The organism is Butyrivibrio sp. WCD2001 (assembly GCF_000424485.1).
Lineage (GTDB): Bacteria > Bacillota > Clostridia > Lachnospirales > Lachnospiraceae > Butyrivibrio.
Map to the genome: position 1 here is coordinate 374,499 of NZ_AUJZ01000004.1, position 21,134 is coordinate 395,632.

Sequence of the window (21,134 nt, forward strand, 5' to 3'; positions counted from 1 at the left end):
CTTATATTTTTCTTATTTCCTATCAGCAATCTTTCTAAACTCTTTGTTCCTCACAATAAAATACACACTTAAAGTTACTGTCCCTGTTATAACCCAGGAAATCGGATATACGCGGAAAAGTGCCTCAAAAGTATGATGGCTCGGAATATAGGTAAATACATAAATCAGCCTGAAGACGCAGGTTCCAAAAATAGATATAACCGCAGGCGCCAGAGAATGGTTCATTCCTCTTAGTGCGCCACCACTGATTTCATAAGATCCTATAAGGAAATGCAGTACGAACGCTGTCATTATTCTTTTCATGGCAAACTCTGTTACCGCCTGATCGGTTGTAAATAGCTGAATTGCCTGATATCTGAAGGTCACCAGCAAAAATACTACCGTAGCAGACACCCCGATTCCACACAGCATGCAAATCCTGAATACTTTTTTGCAGCGATCGAAATTGCAGGCGCCGTAGTTCTGACTGGTGAAAGTTACTGCAGACTGTGCAAAAGCACTCATTGCACAATACGAAATGAAATCAAAATTGGTTGCGGCAGTTGAACCTGCAATCGCATCTGCTCCAAAGCTGTTTACAGCAGACTGAATCACAACATTGGAAAGAGAAAAAACTGCGCCTTGAAGCCCCGCCGGAAGGCCTATCTTCATCATACGGATGAGGTACTTCTTTTTGATGGAAAGCTTTTTAAACTCCAATCTGAACGGTTCTTCCTCCGTCATCAGAAAGCTCAGAACAAGCCCCGCACTGAACATATTTGAAAGCACCGTCGCCAAAGCAACTCCGATTACATGCAGATGGAACACCACAACAAAAAGAAGATTCAAAAGAATGTTTATTACTCCTGCAATCATCATGGCATACAGAGGGCGCTTCGAATCTCCCTTACTCCTAAGGATCGCCGAGCCATAGTTGTATATCATTACTGCAGGCATTCCAAGGAAATAAATGCGAAGATAAACGATTGCGAGAGACATAACATTCTGCGGCGCACCCATAAGTATCAGAATCGGTTTTGATATAAAAAAGCCAATAAAAACGAGTGCAATACCCGCGATGAGAGAAACCGCAATTACCGTGTGCACAGTCTCCTTTATCTGGTCATTTCTTCCTCTTCCGATTTCCATGGCGATAAGAGCATTTGCACCAACGGACAAGCCGATAAAAAAGCTGATAAGAAGTCCGATTACCGATGAGTTGCTTCCTACCGCTGCCATTGCCTCCGAAGAAGCGAATCTTCCGACCACAGCAAGGTCAGCAGCATTAAAAAGCTGCTGTAATATACTGGAAATAGCAAGCGGAAGTGCAAAGATAACAATTTTATCCAGCAAACTCCCACTTAGCATGTCATATTGTTTTTTAGTTTTATCAGATAATCTATTATTCATATATATTATTATCGCAGGATCTTATTCGGTCTGCAAAAGCAAAATCCGAACTGCGATATTTAATCAATCTCGATAATCACCACTTCCGGATGATTGAAAAACCTTGGAAGCGGTATTCTCTCCCTTGAAAGGCCTCTGCTTACAATCATTTTGGTTTTATCAGATAAAGTATGAAGCCCATCGACATATTTAGGGAAAAGGCCCTGATCCGGCGCTTCTACTCCGTACTTTGTAAAGGGAATTCTCCACTGTCCGCCGTGAGCATGTCCTGCTACAACAAGGTCAAAATTATAATTCTTATACACATCTACCTTTTCAGGTCTGTGTGACAAAAGAATCTTGTAATTATCCGATGTGGTCATGGCGCTTTCAAGCTGCTTTCTCCACTCATCCATGGACATATAGGTGGGATCATCAACTCCGCAGATGTCTATTGTATTCCCACGAACTTCAAGTTCAGTGTTGCCACCTTCAAGCACTGTCACTCCGACAGTTTTAAGATATTCCTTCATCTCCTGTACTCTGCCGCTCCAAAACTCGTGGTTCCCGGCAACATAATAGCAGGGATATTCGGTAGCAAGTTTTTCAATAATCATTTTCGAATTGGAATCATCAAATCTATCATCGAAAATATCTCCTGATAAAAGTACTGCATCCACCTCTTCCTTATCGATCATATTTTTAAGTTTTTCCTGGTCTTTTCCGTAATAACAAGAATGGAGGTCCGTGATAAGTGCAAAACGCACGTGACCGGTAATTTTGCCGCCACTTTCAAGCTTAAAATGCTCTGTTACAGGGATTTCAAACCATGCGGTAAGCGCAAGGATAATAAATAAAAGAATGATTATTATCCATAAAAGCTTTTTGTTACTTCGTGTTTCTTTTTTCATCTAACTATATTTTCCTTGTCTTATATATTTTTCTCTTTTGTCTTCCCCCATCAAAATATGCTTCATTGCATAAGCTCATAGCAAAAACTTCGCCATGCAGTAATTGCTGATATCAAGTCCCTTATCGGTGAGTCGAATACTATCCCCTTCACGAATCATGAGCCCGTCAGATACAAGCTCATTTATTACATCGCCGTAAACTTCGTCAATCTCACGGTCAAATCTTTTTTTGAATTCCTCCACTGAAACACCGCATATCATGCGAAGTCCAAGGAACATGAACTCCTCCATCCTGGCTGTGGTATCAAGTTTTTCTATATCCTCCCGTATGCTTTCCGGTCTGAAATCATCACTTACATTTTTATCTAAAGAAAGGCACTTCAGATATTTTTGAAAATCCGCGGTATTATGGAAGCGCTCGGCTCTCATGAGTGACGCTGCTCCAAGGCCGAATCCGATGTAATCACCGCCCTGCCAATAACGCTTATTGTGAAGGCACTCAAATCCTTCGGTCGCATAATTTGATATCTCATATCTGTGGTAACCGTTTTCAGCGAGAATCGCCTTAGTTAGCCGATACATTACGCGCTCTGTTTCTTCATCGGGAAGCGGAAGATACACATTTTCGCTTGCAACATTAGTCGCATCACCACTTTTTTCAAGCTGCTCCGCCTCGTCTCCATATATCTGATAGAAAGGGGTCCCCTCCTCGATTATGAGACTATACGCAGAGATATGTTCAGGCTTTGGATCAAGTTTGCAGACAAACTCCAGATTACTTTTCCAGTCCTCGAGGCTCTGCCCCGGAAGGGCACTCATGAGATCCACATTTACGTTATCAAAACCTGCTGCCCGGGCATTTTTATAGCATTCCTCAAACTGTGACAGATTATGAATCCTTCCAAGGCGCTGTAGTTCTTCGTCCTTTGCGGACTGAAGCCCTATGCTCAGTCTGTTTATTCCCGATTCATGATAGAGCTTAAGGGCGTTAAAATCAGCGGTTCCGGGATTACATTCGATAGTTATTTCAGCATCCGCAGAGAGGTTGTACTTCGCCTTCAATATGTCCATTATTTCCGAGATAAACTGTGGTTTCACGGAGGTAGGTGTTCCGCCGCCGAAGAAAACAGATACAACTTCATAATCTCCGCATTCATCCGCCGCTGATTGCATTTCCTTTTTCAGAGCATCAAAATAAAGTGCCTGCTGCTGTCTCCCCTCCGGAAAGGAGAGAAAGTCGCAGTACAGACACTTCTGGATACAAAAAGGTATGTGGATGTAGATACCAAGTGAAGTCATCAATTTCCCTCATCCAGTTTTAATACGCTGAGGAAGGCCTGCTGAGGTATCTCTACGCTGCCGATCTGGCGCATCTTCTTTTTACCTTCCTTTTGTTTCTCAAGAAGCTTCCTCTTACGGCTGATATCACCGCCGTAGCACTTCGCAAGCACGTCCTTACGCATAGCCTTGACGGTCTCTCTGGCGATAACCTTTCCTCCGATTGCCGCCTGGATCGGAATCTCAAAGAGGTGTCTAGGGATTTCGCCCTTTAGCTTCTCGCACATTTTACGGCCGCGATCGTACGCTCCGTCCTTGTGTACGATGAATGAAAGTGCATCAACCTGCTCATGATTTATCAAAATATCAAGCTTAACAAGTGTAGACTGCTCGTAGCCTTTTATCTCATAATCAAAGGATGCATAGCCTCTTGAACGTGATTTTAAAGCATCGAAGAAGTCATAAATAATCTCATTAAGCGGAAGCTCGTACTTAAGAACCGCTCTGGTAGCCTCGATGTATTCGGTACTGATGTATCTGCCTCGTCTCTCCTGACAAAGCTGCATGATGGATCCGACATAGTCCGTAGTAACCATGATCTCACCGTTTACAATGGGCTCCTCCATAAATTCAATCTCCGCAGGATCAGGGAGATTTGCAGGGTTTGTCAAATCAAACACTGTGCCGTCGGTCTTGTGCACCTTATAAACAACGCCCGGTGCTGTGGTTACAAGGTCGAGATTGTACTCTCTCTCAAGTCTCTCCTGAATTACCTCAAGATGTAACAGTCCAAGGAAACCTGCACGGAATCCAAAGCCCAGAGCCTGTGAAGTCTCAGGTTCATAGAAAAGCGAAGCATCATTAAGCTGGAGCTTTTCAAGCGCATCACGAAGCTCAGGATATCTTGCTGTATCAGCCGGGTAAAGTCCGCAGTAAACCATGGGCATTACCTTTTTATAACCGGGCAGCGCTTCCTCGCAAGGATTTAACGCATCCGTAACTGTATCACCGACACGCGCATCCTGGATATTTTTAATTGAAGCGGTAAAGTATCCTACGCTTCCTGCTGACAATTCATCGCAGGGGATAAACTGTCCCGGACCGAAATAACCTACTTCAACAACTTCCCATGAAGCTCCTGAAGCCATGCACTTAGCGGTCATTCCTTTTTTCAGGACACCGTCCCTTACTCTTACAAAAACGATAACTCCGCGGTATGAATCATATACCGAATCAAAAATGAGCGCCTTAAGAGGCTTATTCGCATCACCTGTAGGTGCGGGAATTCTGTGCACAACAGCCTCAAGCACATCCTCGATTCCCGTTCCAAGTTTTGCGGAAACAAGAGGTGCATCATGGGCCTCAATACCGATGACATCCTCGATTTCTTCCTTTACTTCGTCCGGTCTGGCACTGGGAAGATCTATTTTATTTATCACAGGAAAGACATCCAGGTCGTGGTCAAGGGCCAGATAAACGTTTGCAAGAGTCTGCGCCTCTACGCCCTGAGTTGCATCAACAACAAGGATTGCGCCGTCGCAGGCCGCAAGGCTTCTTGAAACCTCATATCCGAAATCCACGTGACCGGGAGTATCAATCATATTGAAAACATACTCCTCGCCGTCCTTAGCCTTATATACCATTCGCACAGCCTGAGATTTGATGGTTATACCTCTCTCTCGCTCGATGTCCATGTTATCCAGCACCTGGTTCTGCATCTCTCTGCTGGTGAGAACACCTGTGGTCTCAATCATACGATCGGCAAGTGTGGACTTACCGTGATCAATATGAGCAACTATGCAAAAATTCCTGATTTTACTCTGATCAAATTCTGACATTTAAAAATCCATTCCTTACTAATTTGTTTCAATGATGCCTATACATCCTGAAACATGATACCATAACATGCAGCTCACTTCAAAGTCCTTCTAGAGCTGCTGACTAGCCTGTCTTTTAGCTTCTTTTCATCCAGATTTTTCCCGATGAAAACGCACTGGCAGTTATCATCCGGAGAGTCTGTTACAGCATACATTCTATCCGCCAGGTCAAATCGAAGTATTTCACTGCCTACCCAAAGCGTACCCTTAGCCCTGCTCACAAGTCCGAATTCACCTCTAAGGCAGTCCTCCAGGAGCTGAACGAGCTGTGTGGGATTATGTACTCCTGCCTTCTGTATGCTTACTTGTGAGAATACTTCCGAACTGCCGCTTTCAGTTTCATCTGAGACTGTCATCGCTTTAGTACCGTCACCATTGTCATGCGTTAATCCCACAGCCCCATCGCCTGTCAGTTCTGTCTGAAAAAGGCTGTCCCACCATTTATCATCCATCTTCGAGTAATGCTCACTGATAATTTCAGCCTTGGGATTTATTTGCCTGATTTCTTCCGTAACCTTCTTTATTTCATCCGGATCCGCATTTTCGCATTTTGAAAAGACAACTCTGCCCGCATTAGCAATCTGATCTGTATAAAGCTCCGGCCACTCCTTCATATTCTGCCTGAAGGAAAGAGGTGAAATCACCACCGTCGGCTGAAGCAGGAATATCACTTTGTTCAGAACCGGCTTCAGGTTCTCAATAATGCTGCTAAGCTTTCCTACACCTGTAGGCTCTATTATCAAGTACTCGGGATCAAGGGATGAAAAGATCGCAAGCACCGAATTGACGAAGCTGTCCTTCATGGTGCAGCACACGCATCCCTCCATAAACTCCAATACCTTTATATCTGATTCTTTTGATGATGCATTCTGAAGTTCGAGTGAATCCAGGTTATTCGCACCATATTCATTTTCCATTATGACAGGGCGCTTATCCGTCCTTTTAATCAGTTCCTTTATAAACGTGGTTTTACCTGCTCCGAGAAAGCCGGATATAAGTAAAATCTGCATATCTTTAATGCTCCTAACAATTCAAAGTCTACTTAAAAACAGGGCGGTCAGATGACCGCCCCGGAAAATCCTTTATTATGGCTGATTATCAAGAATTACAACAGGTTTAATAAGTTCGGCGGGCTTATCCTTCATAAGCTGTAATGCCTCCGGAATATGCTCCCAGCCGTGGAATACATGTGTTGAAAGCTTGCTTACATCAAGTTTTCCTGAAGAAACAAGAGCTCCGAGTTTTTCCATACGAAGTCTTCCACCGGGCATAAGTCCGCCTGCAAGCTGCTTGTGTCCCATACCTACGCCCCACTCTACTCTGGGGATTGTGATATAGTCGCCGCTTCCAAGATAGTTGACATTACCGATCTTTCCGCCGGGCTTGAGTGACTTAACAGCTGATTCAAAGGTCTGAACACCGCCGCCTGCTACAACGACTCTGTCAACACCCTGTCCGTCTGTCATTGCAAGAACCTGATCCTCGATTGTGCCGTTCTTGTAGCTGATGAATTCATCAGCGCCATAAGCCTTAGCAACTTCAACGCACTTCGGACGTGTTCCTACTGCGATGATTCTTGATGCGCCGCGCATGTGTGCACCGGCAACACTCATAAGACCAACAGGTCCGATACCGATAACAAGAACAGTATCACCAAACTGGATATCTGCCAGCTCAACGCCGTGGAATCCTGTAGGAACCATGTCTGAAAGCATGCAGGCATCCTCAAGTGACATACCTTCAGGCATGTGTGCAAGGTTACCGTCAGCATCATTTACATGGAAGAATTCGGAATCAAGACCATCCTTGAAATTAGAGAACTTCCATCCTGCCAGCATTCCGCCGGAGTGCATGGAATAGCCTGCCTGTGCTTCAAGTGAATTCCAGTCAGGTGTGATAGCAGGTACCAGAACCTTGTCACCGGGTTTGAAATCCTTAACCATACTACCAACTTCAACGACCTCAGCACATCCCTCGTGGCCGAGAATCATGTTGTGGCGATCACCTACCGCACCTTCCCAGACTGTGTGAACGTCTGAAGTACAGATAGCGATAGCGAGCGGACGACAGATAGCATCCATGGGTCCGCAAGCAGGGCGTTCCTTCTCGATCCAGCCCACTTCGCCGATTTTGAGCATTGCAAAACCTTTCATTATACCTTCTCCTCCTTTATGAGTTTTTTGTTTCCCCCGAAACAGTTAGTGACTTAACCATTATAACAAATCTATCGTTTCTTCGAAACCTTTTCCGCAATTAAATCAATCACTCCGGAATCAAGCGTCATCACATTTGATGTAAAAATCATTTTCACAAGGAGTACAAGGAACACAAAGACAAGTATAGGAATAACGCAGGCCGTAACGATCATAACCGCCAGAGACTCCAAAAGGCCGCTTAAAAATTTCGTCACCCTGTCCACCGTATCACTTGTAAGTGTCGTGAGCTCATCCAAAATTCCGCCCTCGGAATCCGACTCAATATCAAGCTCATTATACTCTTCAACTGTCTCATTAACCCTTGAAACCTGTGTCTGATACACCATGTCGGAGAGTTTTACACTGGCGGGAACAATCATATAAATTACGAGCCCGATGAGGGCTATTTTGCCTGCAACAGCTATCCAGCTCTTTTTTCCGAATATAACCACTCCGCATAAAACGAGGCATGCTAGTGGGATAAATACTGAAAACGCGATATATCCCGAGATGCTTATAAGAAATTTTTCCAGATAGAGGGCACTAAGAATAAGCAGAAAATACTTTGCAAGTTCCGAAAGCTGTTCTGCTATCGGTGTGCACATATCCCCGGGAAGCAGAGAAAGAGTCGCCGCTGTTGCCGCTGCACCGCCGGAAAGAGTAAGAACCGTGTTTATCTTTTCCTCTGTCTGCTCCATCGTATGCGTATGATTTTCAGGTTTCACCGCCCAGGGTGCAACCTTTGTAAAAGATATAACTGCCACAAGTATAAGAACAACAATCCATGTAAATTTCTTTAATGTCATAGCCGCGCTCCTTATTCAAATACAATTTCGTAGTCCGATGCAGAAGGGAAATTCTTTATAAAATTCATCACCAAATTCTTTGCCTGCTCATCGGATCTTTCAAGAATTCCGCTGTCAAGCGCCTTCTGTTTCGCTGTGTTTTCAAACTCAGCAAGAGAAATATTATAATCCTCAAGCTTAAGAGGATTCCAAAGGGAGTCCTTCTCCGAGTATATCTTGAATGTATCCTTATTCACGTTCACCGTCTGTATTTCAGACTCCGGCATATGGACCATGAGCTTCTTTTCTTTCTCATCCTTAGTGATCTCGATTTTCTCAAAATCAATACCCGCCATGACCGCCCCATCATAGCTGTACATGAACTCAGAGGATGTAGGCAGCACGCTCAGAATTTTCTTTTCCTTGGTGTACTTCTCAACCTGCGTAAAATAGTACTCCTGCGTCAGCAGTATCCCCATATTTGAAAGTCCGTCCTGTATCGTCTCGGTACTTATTGACACCAGGACCTTATCCTTTTGAGGTTTCATCTGTGCTATCGGTGTTCCCCCCTGAATCTCATCCGGGGAGGTCTTTTTATCCCTGATATATCCGCACACCAGTATGATCATTACAACAACCGATAAACCGATAATTACCAAATAGATGTTTTTCTTTGTCTGATCTGAAAAGTTCATACTTTGCCCTCCGTTTTTCCTGAATGTGGGGTATCTCACATTATCATTGTAAAACGGTTTTTTGCAAAAATATATTGCCGATTTCGCAATTTCCGATAGGTTTATTCCTCTATCTTTCTCTATAATATGTATTAACAATTATAAGGAGGATGACAAATGGACTTTATATACGAAATGCCCTCAAAAATGCTTTCTGAACAACCTAACAAAGGACGCATAGAAGTTCTGGAATATGATTCGCAGACCTATGATGACGAGGCGCGCATTCTGCACAAAAAAGCGCTTGTATATCTGCCCTGCGGATATGATGAATCAAAGAAGTACAACATTCTCTACTTGCTGCACGGCGGCGCCTGCAATCATAATTACTGGTTCAAGGATTTTCCTGAGACGGTTACGATTCTGGATAACATGTTTGCAGAGAAAATATGTGATCCCAGCATCATAGTAACTCCCACTTTCTACCATGATGAAGAGGACCAGCACACGCATGATGAATCCAGATGTGAGAACTTCAGATATGAGATCAGAAATGATCTGATTCCTGCTGTCGAGGGTAAGTATTCCTGTTTTTCGGATAAAAATGTTTCGGAAGAAAACTTGATAAAAACCAGAGACCACCGAGCTTTTGCTGGTCTTTCCCTCGGTTCCATGACCACCTATCGCGCTGCTTTTTATAACAACTTCGATCTGTTTGCATGGTATGGCCCCTTCTCCGGATGCTGCGGACCATTCGGCGATCACGCGGTTGAGGTAGAGAGAATCTGCAAGACTCTGGCTGACGGAAAGGCAAACGGCTTCGATCTCAAATACATGCTTTGCTGCAACGGCGATAAGGACATCGCCTTCGAAGAGCACAAGGATATCATGGAAAAGGCTGTCGCCAAGTCAGACCTTCTCATTCAGGGACAGAACTATGATTTCTACATCATCCCCGGCGGAGTTCATGACATCAAGGCATGGCAGCTTCACCTGTACCACGCACTTCAGGTATTCTTTAAATAAAAATATTAAAGCGCCTCAGAGAGTTTTATATACTTCTCTGAAGCGCTTATTTTTTAATTTGTAAGTTCTTTTAGCAGACAAAGCCGCTGCTTATTATTTTCAAAATCCCAGGTGTGGCATGAGCCTCCTAAAGGTTTCATATTTTTTTAATTCCAACTTTGAGCATATATGAAGCTACTGTATCTGCCATTATTATATGAGATGTAGTTCATACCGGAATTATATCTCTGACCGTTTACATCCTTGAAGGACTGAACAAATACATAGTACTTTTTGTTTGACTTAAACTTCTTTTTCTTAAACTTCTTGATTACTGCTCTGCCGGTGCTTGCCTTACAGGTCTTAACCTTTGTAAACTTGCCGCCCTTCTTGGTTGCAATATAAATGTAGTATCCTGATACATCATCAACCTTTTCCCAGTCAACGATAAGCTTTCCGCCTGATACATGTACATCAAGGCCAAGCTGAGTCTGTCCTCTCCTCGGCTTAGCGCCCGGCTGAGTCATAAGGTAAGTCCAGGGTGACCATTCAGAATAAACTCTCTGCTCCTGTCTATTATTTATATCAGAATAAGCTCTTATCTGTACCTTATAAATCTTGTTGTTCTTTACAGACTCACTGAAAGTTCCACCTGTACAAGTTCCCTGGTCGATAACATTGCCTCTTGAATCTGTGAAGATATACTCATATCCATCTGCACAAGCCTGCTTATCCCACTCAATCCAACATGTAAGAGCTGCTCTATACCACTCTTTCTGTCTGGGTATTGCAACTCCGGGCTGAGTTTTGCAATGCTTTGTTGAAGCGTACATGCTATTCTTATATCCGGGAGTTCCTATAGCAAAACAAACTGTGCTGTGAGGCGCAAGATTACTGATAGTATATGAAGTCTGTCCCTTCGGAACTGCTATCTGTCTGCTTTCAGCCATAGCCTTGGCCTGTTTTCCGGCATTACCGCTATCAGGATCAGTACTATAACCAATATAGTCCACACCCGGTCCTGTATGAGTCCATGATATTGTAACAGAAGTCTCTGTCTGGGCTGTTTGCATTATATTACTAACATAGCCATAACTAGCAGCCTTGGTGGAATCCCCACCCATGGTGAATACAATTGCAAATGCTGCCATTGCAACAAGCATCTGCGAGAATTTGAAGAACTTTTCTTTCATTCCCCTTTTCCTCCCTAAAATATAAAACAAAAATTGATAGTATCGATGATAACGTTCCCTCTGAAAGTTACCAGTTCCTTATCATAACAGTTTTTCATTATTAATTTCAAGTATTTCTTTTATCCCCGAAAAAAATTTTCACCCTTTTTTAAATTTGAACTTAGCCTTCTTGGCTCCGGCCTTCTTGAGCTTTTTCACAATCTTGTTATAAGTCTTCTTATCCTTACAGATTACTGTGATCTTCGCTCCGTTCTTAATTCCCTTAAAGCTGCCTCCTCCGACAGACTTAAGGTTATTTGCTTTAATAGTAATATTCTTAAGGTTCTTGCAGCCGTTAAACGCATTTGAGCCTATCTTCACAATATTAGAACCGATAGTAACACTCTTTAGCTTTTTACAGTTCTTATAGGCGCTGCTCTTAATCTCAGTTACCTTGTAAGTCTGGCCGCCGTAGGAAACCTCGCTGCCGATATTTACGGAAGTAACATTTTTATCATTTGCCGCAGCAACAGAAGCAGTGCCGGATTCAGAAAGCTGATACTCATTTCCGCCGTTCTCTACCATTCCGCCTTCAGGCAGCTGTGCGTTTTGATCATTATTATCAATCGCAACAATCGTATCCTGTACAGGTTCTTCAGGTGTTCTATCCTGGCTTTCGTTATTCTGAGCCTGTCCGCCATTTTCGTTTGCATCAGGTTCATCTGCCTGCCGATTCTGTTCCTGTTGCTGATTCTGGTTCTGCCCCTGCTGCTTCGATACATCCCATGACCAATGTGCATAGAGCGTATGATCCTGAGTTTCCCCAACAACATAGTCTTCAGTAACTTCATATCCTCCGTCTGGCGCTGTGAACCATCCATCAAAATTGCATCCTTCTCTGTACGCATTCGTAGGAAGCGGACCGTAAGGCTTACCCTCAGTAACATGAATAGGGGACGCTGATCCTGTTCCGCCGTTATAGTCGAAGGACACGGTCATGTTATATATCTTATAGAAGAATGTAAATTTTGTTGTAGCAATCGGTTCAGGATTAGTTCCTTCATATACCTTAAGATAAAATTGTCCTTTATCCGCATTGGAATATTTGTTAAAAAACTCAATAACCACGGAATCCTGTCTTTGAGATAAAGGTTTTATTTCACAATAGTTCCCACTATCACTCGCATAATTTCCCCATTCAAACCTATAATCAGTCAGATCCTGAACTACGCTTCCGTTTTTCAACAGTGTAGCTTCAACCGTATTTTTCTCAAAGATGCGAATACTTTTATTTGGAATAGTACTGAGGCTGTACTCGGCATTTTCATCCTGTGGTTCCTGGATAGTAGCCCAGCGAGCATATATCTTGTGCGACTTATCTGTTAATACCAGTGTATCCGCAGTGATAGGCTCTCCCTGGTCCTCAATGTACCAGCCCTCAAATGTATAGCCCTCATTCGTAACTATAGGAAGCTCCCCGTAAGGTTTTCCATATATTACTCTTATGATAGTTGTCTTCCCTGAGCCATCATTTTTTACAAAAGTAGCGTTCAAACCAAGTTCATACCAGTGAGCATAAAGTGTTATATCTCCCTTAACCTTATCGGAGATATTTATCTGATTTCCGCCCTCACGCGCATCATACCATCCCTCAAGCTTCAAATATCCGTTGGTAGCTTCAGGGAAAGCTCCATATGCCTCACCATAATTCCTGGTTCTGCTTACTTCTTCAGCCTGTCCGCCATTTGCATCGAAGGTTACGGTATAAGTATTAACTTTCCAATGTGCGTAAAGTGTATGATCTGATGAATAACTAACTATTGTATCTGCTGTGATTCGGCTTCCACCCTGTTCGGAAGTATACCAGCCCTCAAAGGCATATCCTGTTCTGGAAGGTACGGATAATTCTCCGTAGGTTTCGCCATATGTTACTGCTTTTCTTGTTATTTTTCCGCTTCCATCATTACTGTCGAAGCTGGCAGTTAACTCAATTTTTTTCCAATGAGCATAGAGTGTTATGTCGCCCTTAACAGCGTATGTATCCAAAACATTTTTTCCACCTTCAGGTGCATCATACCATCCGTCAAAACTATAGTATGCACGTGTAGGAACAGGCAATTCGCCATACTGCGCATCATAATTCCTGTTTCTGCTAGTTTCTCCTACCTGTCCACCATTTGCATCGAAGATTATGGTACAAGCATTAGCATTCCAATGAGCATAGAGTGTATGCGTATTGGGATTGGATATAACAGTATCCACAGTTACCTTAACTCCGCCGTCTTTTTCTGTATACCAGCCATCAAGAGTATAGCCTGTTCTTGTTATCTGCGGCATGGTTCCGTATGCTTCACCATATCTTACGATTTTCTGAGTATTATTATTGGTGCCATCATTATTTTTATATATTACGCTTACGTTCACTCCGGTCCAATGCGCATAAACAGTCGTATCCGCATCAAATGTTTCGGCAGTACCAATCTGCCTTCCACCGGTTTTTTCGGTATACCATCCGTCGAAAATATAATTAGTCCTTGTAGGAGTAGGTAATGTGCCTATATTTATTCCGGCACTTACCACTCTTGTATTGGTCTCCAGTTGTCCCCCGTTGGGATCAAAAGTTACAGTAACCTTTTGGGCATCCTGGGCATCAGCAGCATTGTAATCTGTTTCAGACCATGTCCTTTCGGTGACAGAATAGGTGCTTATAGTATCCGTATCGCAGGTATAATAAACATTTACTTTATTGGGCTTAAGCCATGTTGTAGAGCCTACCTTCTTTCCGCCCGCCAGGAACAGTTTATAAGGATATCCTACACTGTTTGAATCACAGTTGGTGACATCAACAAGATAGATTTTTCCATCATCCATACGCACATGATTCCACATGTGGCCTTCAGATTCCTTGCCATCACTCATTGTTCCCGTTATGATGTAGCATTCAATCAAACTGTTTTCAAATGTACTGCCATCACAAAGATACTTGAAGGCCTTCGCATACCCTTCACATACAACATTTGTAGTGGGATCTTCATCAAAAACATATATCATTTGCCAGGGATTTCCATAGGGAGTGCTGTCATCTTTTGCAGCTTGCTTGTTATAAGTATTCAGTTCACAAATAGCATCGTTATATGCCTTAAGCTTTTCGTAGTCATTCTTCGCTGCATTGGCTCTTATGATAGCATTAGCATTAGCTGCAGCAGTCTTTACTGCCTTACACTTATTAGTATCTACATCAAATGTGTCCTTTTCCCCGGATACACTATAATTAGCAGATACAGTAAAAGAAAATGTATAATTCTGAACCTCATCCAACTCTAACCAAGTTGTGGTACCATCTCCGTAAATTTGACAGGAAAACCCCGTAGAATGAGATGTACTGTTTCCGAACCAGTACATCTCATAAGGTGAATCAAAGCGAAGCGCTTTCGTTATTTTTGAAGGCTCATACCCCAAATACCCTGTCAAAGTCTTAGTCACTTCTGCTGAAAGATATCCATCGCTATCTCTAAAACTCGAAAGGCCAAAGTCCGCCGGAGTATATTTGTCTTTCCAGTTATCTCCAAAGTAATCTTTTAGAGAAATTGACACTGTCATTTTAGAAGAAGCAAGTTCACCATTTGCTATTTTTTCAATTGACTTCTTTAATTCATCGTAAATATATACATTCACTCCGCTAAGCGTTGATCTTCTCTTACTGTTTCTGGTTTTTACTGAAGACTTCGAATAAGCCTGCTTATGCATGAAGCCTTCAAGAAGTTCTTCAGATTCGCCCGCATTATCAGTTATGAAAACTTCTTCAGGTTCTGTCTGCATAAAATTAACAGCCTCTGATGCATGTACACCCATGCCAGAAGCTGTTAATATAGTACTTCCAATCATCAAACCTGCCACCGCAGTCAAAGCATTGGAAAATCTCTTGTTCATTTCTTAAATACCCTCCAGAAACATATACAAAAATTTTATTTTTATCATCCCTTTTTATAGATGAAAACAGCCTTATTCGCTCCAGCCTGTTTGAATTTCTTTACAAGCTTTTCAAACATCTTCCTGTTCTTGCAAATAATTGTGATCCTGGCTCCATCCTTTATGCCCGCAAAACTGCCGGACTCGATTGTACTTAGGCTGTTGCCCCTTACTGTAATCTTATCGAGATTCTTGCAGCCCCTAAAGGCGCCCTTGCCAATTTTGGTAATATTTCTACCCAGGCTGAGAGTCTTTAATTTCTTGCATTTTTTATAGGAATTCGCCTTGATTTCAACGATTTTATAGGTTTTGCCGTTGTAGGTGATGCTATCGCCAATTTTCACCTTCTTGACCTTCTTGTTGCTCTGCTTTGTAACAGCAACACTGTCAGAAGAGACTACCAGATAGTTCTTGTCACTACTGCTGATATTATCTCCGATAGCAGTCTCCTGCTCGTTATTTTCGGCATTATCTCCATCGCCGTCAAAAATCCCAGTATAGTCGATATTATCATCTTTTGCAGCATTATCATCAGCGCTTACTGTAAACAGACAGGAAGCCTCATATTCTCCATCGTAAGTCGAAACCGTGACATATGCGCTGCCTGTGCCTACAATCCTGTAGCGACCGTTTTCATCCACCGTGACAACCTGTTCATTTTTACTTGAAAAGACAAGCGTCTTATTCGTTGCATTTGCAGGAGTTATCGTCACTGTAAGAGCCCCTTCGGTGCCAATGTCAGCTCCCGTAGCTTTCACAGTCTGAGGATCAACAGATATACCTGTAACTTCCACATACTGAACGTCACCACCGGAAGCAAGCAGCGTTTTAACATTCTCCCAGCTATACTGTGTTGACGTCGCTTTTGGAGAATTTGTTGAAAAACCATCCCTGTATCTGGTAATTGTTACCTGCGTAGAACCATTAGTATATGAATAATTAGATATCTGAGCCGTTGTCAGATGATAAAAACGATGCCTTTCCTCATACTCTGTTTCCGCAGACACTCCGCTGATCGTATCGTCGTCATCCCAGGTGACATCAACCTCGTACCACTGGCCTGACTGCTTGACGATATTCCAGGCATGGCCGCCGCCATCAGCCATTCCGCCTATAACCATAGAATGGATTCCCACCCCTTCCAGCAAATATTCATAAGCCATGGAGTATCCGTCGCAAACTGATAGGCCTCTAAAAAGCGCACCATAAGCAGTGTGGCCTAACTGAGCAGGATTAGTTGTGTTTTTTGCACAAGCAAAATCATATGTAGTGATTGACATGAGCTTGTCGTGAATTGCAAGCTCTTTTCCCAACACTCCGCTCGCACTTGTTATGCTCTGATCAGAGAGAAACTCTGTTCTCTTAGCTTTCATTGAACTTGTAGTCTGATCAAACCAAGCCTGATTATAAGCAGGATCGGAAGAAACCAAAAAAAGATATGTGTTATATCTTATTTCATTTCCGTAATTAACCGGCTCATAGGCTAGCTGAATATCAGACATCGTAAGCTGCAGCAAATCCGGATGATCATATCTGACGGCTTCATATGCATCCTGTAAATCCTGGTCGGGGATTGAAAAAATAGAAGTCTCATCTTTTGCAAGAGGCGCAAGCTCGGTGTAGCTTACATTGTCTAAATCTGTTCCAAAAGCAAAGACATGACTGCTTGCTGCCATAAAGGCTCTGTAGATAATCCTGGCCTTATCACTCAGGTAATTATAATGTGTGCCCGTTGCGACCCCGGTATTGTAATTGGTACTGCCAAGGACATTCGACTTCGTCCCTGTTACAGTTCGTTCTGCCAACTCTACACTTTCCGGCATGCGAAGCTTTACAAGGTCATTGGTCTTCCTCAAATATTGATTTTTAGGCGCGGCATTAACATCTATATTTGTGAACGGTATTCCACCCAGGATGGACACTGCCACAAATACAGACAACATAAGCGAATATATTCTTTTCATTTGTTTTTCGCTCATTAACTTCTAAAAACCTTAACCCTTTTTGAATTTAAACTTTGCCGTCTTTGCTCCGGCTTTCTTAAGCTTCTTAACCACCTTATCGTAGGTCTTTTTATCCTTACATACAACGGTAATCTTCGCGCCGTTTTTTATGCCCTTAAAGCTGCCACCACCGACAGTTTTAAGATTGTTTGCCTTGATTGTTATCTTACCGAGGTTCTTACAGCCGCTAAAAGCGCCCGAGCCTATCTTCTCGATATTGGAGCCAAGTGTAAGGCTCTTAAGCTTTTTACAGTTCTTGTAGGCCTTGCTTTGAACAACGGTAACCTTGTAGCTTTCACCGTTGTAGTTGATTGTATCGCCTATTTTAACTGATGTGACATCCTTATTCTCAGCCACCATCACAGTTGCATTACCGGTCTCATCTACGTGATATTCCTTACCCGCAACCTCAATATTACCGTCTGCAGGTAACACTGCCTCATTGGCTGTTGTCTGTGCTGAATCATTTACATCATTCTTAGAAATTGCAGTACCGGTCTCGGTCTCGGAGACTTCCTCCTTCTGCTGTTCTGCTTCATTATTCACAGACTGTTCGGCTTCAGGATTCACAATCTGCTCAGACTGTTCTGGCTCAGGAGTCACGAGTTCCTCAGACTGTTCAGGTTCAGGATTCACGAGCTGCTCAGGCTGTTCAGGTTCCGGATCGGGATCTGCCGGTTGTTCAGGCTCCGGATCAGGATCTGCAGGCTGTTCAGGTTCCGGATCTGCAGGCTGTTCAGGTTCCGGATCAGGATCTGTGGGCTGTTCAGGTTCCGGATCAGGATCTGTGGGCTGTTCAGGTTCCGGATCTGCAGGTTCAGGATCGGGATCTTCCGGCGGTATAATTGTCCAATGCGCATAGAGAGTCATGTCTCCGGTCACTATTGCCGTAGCTGTAACTTCGTTTCCGCCTTCAGCAGCATCAAACCATCCGTCAAAGGTATATCCCTCAAATGCAGCCTCCGGGAGTTCTCCTATAGCATCACCATAAGCCACTTCTCTTTGAGCATCGGCATATGCAACACTTCCACCGTTTGCATCAAAAGTAACCGTGTATTTTATAGCATTCCAATGTGCATAGAGAGTATGGTCTTCTTTTGCAGTAACTACAGTCCAGTAGTTTACTTTATCTCCGCCTTCTTTAGCTGTATACCAGCCGGCAAACTCATATCCTTCTCTGGTAACTTCCGTCGGAAGACTGTATCTTCTTCCGCATATCTGCCAGATATTATCCTCAACATCACCGGTTCCTCCGGCCAGATCATAGGTCACCTTAATATTTACATAAGGTACATTTATTTCGCATGCTGTTTCGCAGGATCCATCTTCTGATTTAGCTGTTATAATCGCTTTTCCGGGGCCTGTAACAGTATATACTATACCCTCAGTTCCTTTATCCTCTACTGTTACAACATACTTGTTACTGCTTTCCCAGATGATATTCTTATTTGTAGCATTAGCAGGAGCAACTGTGTAAGTTATGATTCCGGTATCTCCGTATTCACATTCAAGCAAAGTATCAGATAAAGTAATATTTCCTACGAAAATATTGTCGTTTTCATCTGTGACATATACGGATGCACTGCTTTTTACTGTACCGTTAGCTGTCATAGCCGTAACAGTAGCACTTCCCGGGCCTTTAAGAATGTAATAGCCATAATCGTCTACCAGAATTACATCCGTGTTAGAACTTTCCCATAAAACACTTCTATTGTTAGCATTTTCAGGACTATAGGTCAGTGTAAAGCGCCCACTGTCTCCGGTTTTTCCCGTTAGCTGCTGCGGGGCCAATGTAAGACCCGTAACAGGAACCAGCGCCGCTTCTGAGTTTTTGAAAATAAGCTCTTTTACATATGTATAATTATATGTAGTTCCGTAAGCTATAGGGAATTTTGCCGAAGCATCTGTCCTTGTCCTTGTAGCCGAGCCATCGCTTATCTGCTCTGTCGACAAGTTGTAATACTTGTGCAGAGTTCCTTCATCGGTTGAATTAACATCATCCCATGTGACATCAACCTCATACCATTCATATCCAAGCTGAACAACATTCCAGGCATGACTCTGGCTTGATACAATCACAGAGTTTATGCCGATGCCTTCAAGAAGATATGAAAATGCCATAGCATATCCGTCACATACGGCTTTTCCGTCTTTTACAATGCCATAAACACTGTGTCCCATATTATACACAGTGTTTTCCGCAAAACAATCATAGTCGTAGGTTGTTATATTAAGAAGCAAGTCATGAATAGCAAGCTCCTTTGCATATTTGCCCGTTGCATTTGTTATGGAAGAATCATTAAGAAACCTTGTGCGTCCCTGCTGAATCTCCGCTGTAATCTCGTCGAATTTGGCCTGGTCATATCCTTCGTTCGCAATAAGACACAAATAAGTGTTATACACCTTTACATCAGAAGAAGTATATGAGGTATAGCCTGACCACATCTTAACTACGCATGCGTTAAACTGCACCATATCAGGGTGATCGTATCTAACAGCCTCGTATGCAGCCTGATACTGGTCAGCTGTGAATGCGAACTCCTCAGTATCACCATACGCGACTCCAATCATATGGGAATCTGTTATAAGAAAGCTTGCTGTATCATGGGGATATACATTAAGAGCCGCCTTGTATAATGCCCTGTACATCTTCTTCGAAGTATCATCGAGATATCTGTAGTGGATTCCTGTGTCAGCATCCATGTTCAGATTAGCTGCATTTCGAACCCTAAGCCCTACCCCATTGTAGATAATCGGCTCAAGCTCACCAACTTCAGGTAACGGCGGAGTAACGTAATCATTAGATATGTAGTTGAAATTCTCTGCCTGAACCTTTAAATTACTATTAAAGGTCAGTGCAAAGAGAAATATGAAAAGTTCTGTGACCAGCTTTAATTTGCGCTTCATATAATAATGCGACCTCATAAAAAAAACAAATTAAGTGTCTTTTGAACCCCAAAAACATAGCGTCATGTATAATCATATGTTATGCACATTTTGCAATTATAATCCTATTTGTGATTTATTTCAACTACAATTATATATTTTTTCATAGTCCCTGTAAAGGACATAATAAATTGCCCTTGACATTGCGGTAGTTAATCGCTAAAATATTTGGGTGTATGTGGCATTGACTGTCCGTGTCCGGTTTCATAGCCATATTACCTAATGATAACGTATCAAATTTTCAATTTAGTAACAATATGGAGGAAATTATGGCTAATATCAAATCTGCCAAGAAGAGAATTCTTACAAATCAGAAGAAGGCTGCTAGAAATCAGGCTGTAAAGTCTGGCGTTAAGACAGCAATCAAGAAGGTTAGAACAGCAATCGAGGCTGGCAACAAGGAAGAGGCTGCTAAGGCACTTCTTGCTGCTACATCAGCAATCGACAAGGCTGAGTCAAAGGGCGTATTCAAGAAGAACACAGCTTCAAGAAAAGTTTCACGTCTTGCTCAGGCTGTTAACAAGATTCAGTAAGATTTATTTATATGAATAATAAAAATACCTCAGATATCTTCTCACCGATATCTGAGGTATTTTTTTCCCTCATCCGGCACTTCGTGCCACCTTCCCCCTAAAAACCTAAAGTCCCGTCATTTTATACCAAGGTTTGATCATGTCGGGGCATCGACTCCAATGAGCTTATAGAGCTCACGCTGTTTTGCAGTTACCTCAGACAGATGATGCGCCTTGCCAGGCTGCTGGTAATACTCAATTGTATCTAGCTCGTCCAGCAGTGACTGTATTGTATAGTTGCTGAACAGGCCGTTCTCATCCATCTGCTTTTTGATATAAGACACCATCTGAAGCGCTATGAACTGGACAAACAGCTTGCCTTCGAAGTTTTCCTCGGAAGCGACTGACATCCGCCGCATTGAAAGCCTCTCCTTGAGGT

14 protein-coding genes and 1 pseudogene are annotated in these 21,134 nt (G+C 42.8%); 2 read left to right on the top strand and 13 right to left on the bottom strand.

Annotation, left to right across the window (positions count from 1 at the left end):
- Nucleotides 1–12: 12 nt before the first annotated feature.
- The 8 genes from G630_RS0104810 to G630_RS0104845 form a co-directional block, all read right to left on the bottom strand.
- Nucleotides 13–1,389, bottom strand: a complete 1,377-nt coding sequence (locus tag G630_RS0104810; RefSeq protein ID WP_022760750.1) for an MATE family efflux transporter — start codon at nt 1,387–1,389, stop codon at nt 13–15.
- Nucleotides 1,390–1,448: 59 nt separating this feature from the next.
- Entirely contained in the window at nt 1,449–2,279 is an 831-nt protein-coding gene (locus tag G630_RS0104815; RefSeq protein ID WP_026497920.1) for a metallophosphoesterase, read from the bottom strand.
- 75 nt (nt 2,280–2,354) lie between these two features.
- Nucleotides 2,355–3,578 (bottom strand): radical SAM family heme chaperone HemW, encoded by a 1,224-nt coding sequence (hemW, locus tag G630_RS0104820; RefSeq protein WP_044958688.1) that lies wholly within the window; start codon nt 3,576–3,578, stop codon nt 2,355–2,357.
- The gene (gene lepA / locus G630_RS0104825; protein ID WP_022760753.1) at nt 3,578–5,395 is read right to left on the bottom strand and encodes a translation elongation factor 4; all 1,818 of its coding nucleotides are present in this window, start codon (nt 5,393–5,395) and stop codon (nt 3,578–3,580) included. The genes hemW and lepA overlap by 1 nt, the downstream gene beginning before the upstream one ends.
- Before the next feature lie 74 nt (nt 5,396–5,469).
- The gene (locus G630_RS20740) at nt 5,470–6,444 is read right to left on the bottom strand and encodes a CobW family GTP-binding protein (RefSeq protein ID WP_022760754.1); all 975 of its coding nucleotides are present in this window, start codon (nt 6,442–6,444) and stop codon (nt 5,470–5,472) included.
- Nucleotides 6,445–6,519: 75 nt separating this feature from the next.
- The gene (locus tag G630_RS0104835) at nt 6,520–7,587 is read right to left on the bottom strand and encodes an NAD(P)-dependent alcohol dehydrogenase (RefSeq protein ID WP_022760755.1); all 1,068 of its coding nucleotides are present in this window, start codon (nt 7,585–7,587) and stop codon (nt 6,520–6,522) included.
- Between the two features lie 71 nt (nt 7,588–7,658).
- Nucleotides 7,659–8,435, bottom strand: coding sequence for a hypothetical protein (locus G630_RS0104840; protein WP_026497922.1), 777 nt, complete (start codon nt 8,433–8,435; stop codon nt 7,659–7,661).
- Nucleotides 8,436–8,446: 11 nt separating this feature from the next.
- The gene (locus tag G630_RS0104845; RefSeq protein WP_026497923.1) at nt 8,447–9,109 is read right to left on the bottom strand and encodes a DUF4230 domain-containing protein; all 663 of its coding nucleotides are present in this window, start codon (nt 9,107–9,109) and stop codon (nt 8,447–8,449) included.
- Nucleotides 9,110–9,265: 156 nt separating this feature from the next.
- Here G630_RS0104845 and G630_RS0104850 point away from each other — a divergent pair, with 156 nt between their 5' ends.
- Nucleotides 9,266–10,114, top strand: coding sequence for an alpha/beta hydrolase (locus tag G630_RS0104850; protein WP_026497924.1), 849 nt, complete (start codon nt 9,266–9,268; stop codon nt 10,112–10,114).
- A 146-nt stretch (nt 10,115–10,260) separates the two neighbouring features.
- On the opposite strand, the gene G630_RS0104855 is transcribed toward G630_RS0104850, so the two are convergent.
- From G630_RS0104855 to G630_RS23370, 4 genes are all read right to left on the bottom strand, one after another.
- Entirely contained in the window at nt 10,261–11,286 is a 1,026-nt protein-coding gene (locus G630_RS0104855; RefSeq protein WP_026497925.1) for a fibronectin type III domain-containing protein, read from the bottom strand.
- Nucleotides 11,287–11,424: 138 nt separating this feature from the next.
- Nucleotides 11,425–15,195 carry an InlB B-repeat-containing protein gene (locus G630_RS0104860; protein ID WP_026497926.1) on the bottom strand — a complete coding sequence of 1,257 codons (3,771 nt, stop codon included), beginning with the start codon at nt 15,193–15,195 and terminating at the stop codon, nt 11,425–11,427.
- Nucleotides 15,196–15,239: 44 nt separating this feature from the next.
- Nucleotides 15,240–17,198, bottom strand: a complete 1,959-nt coding sequence (locus G630_RS0104865) for a leucine-rich repeat protein (protein WP_026497927.1) — start codon at nt 17,196–17,198, stop codon at nt 15,240–15,242.
- A gap of 30 nt (nt 17,199–17,228) precedes the next feature.
- On the bottom strand, nt 17,229–20,144 hold the full coding sequence (locus tag G630_RS23370; RefSeq protein ID WP_049946094.1) for an InlB B-repeat-containing protein: 2,916 nt from the start codon (nt 20,142–20,144) through the stop codon (nt 17,229–17,231).
- Between the two features lie 308 nt (nt 20,145–20,452).
- Here G630_RS23370 and rpsT point away from each other — a divergent pair, with 308 nt between their 5' ends.
- A complete protein-coding gene (gene rpsT, locus G630_RS0104875; protein ID WP_022760763.1) occupies nt 20,453–20,716 on the top strand; it encodes a 30S ribosomal protein S20 in 264 nt (87 codons plus the stop codon).
- Nucleotides 20,717–20,853: 137 nt separating this feature from the next.
- Here the strand turns inward: rpsT and G630_RS0104880 are convergent.
- Nucleotides 20,854–21,134, bottom strand: a pseudogene (locus G630_RS0104880) (IS1634 family transposase); the annotation flags it as partial.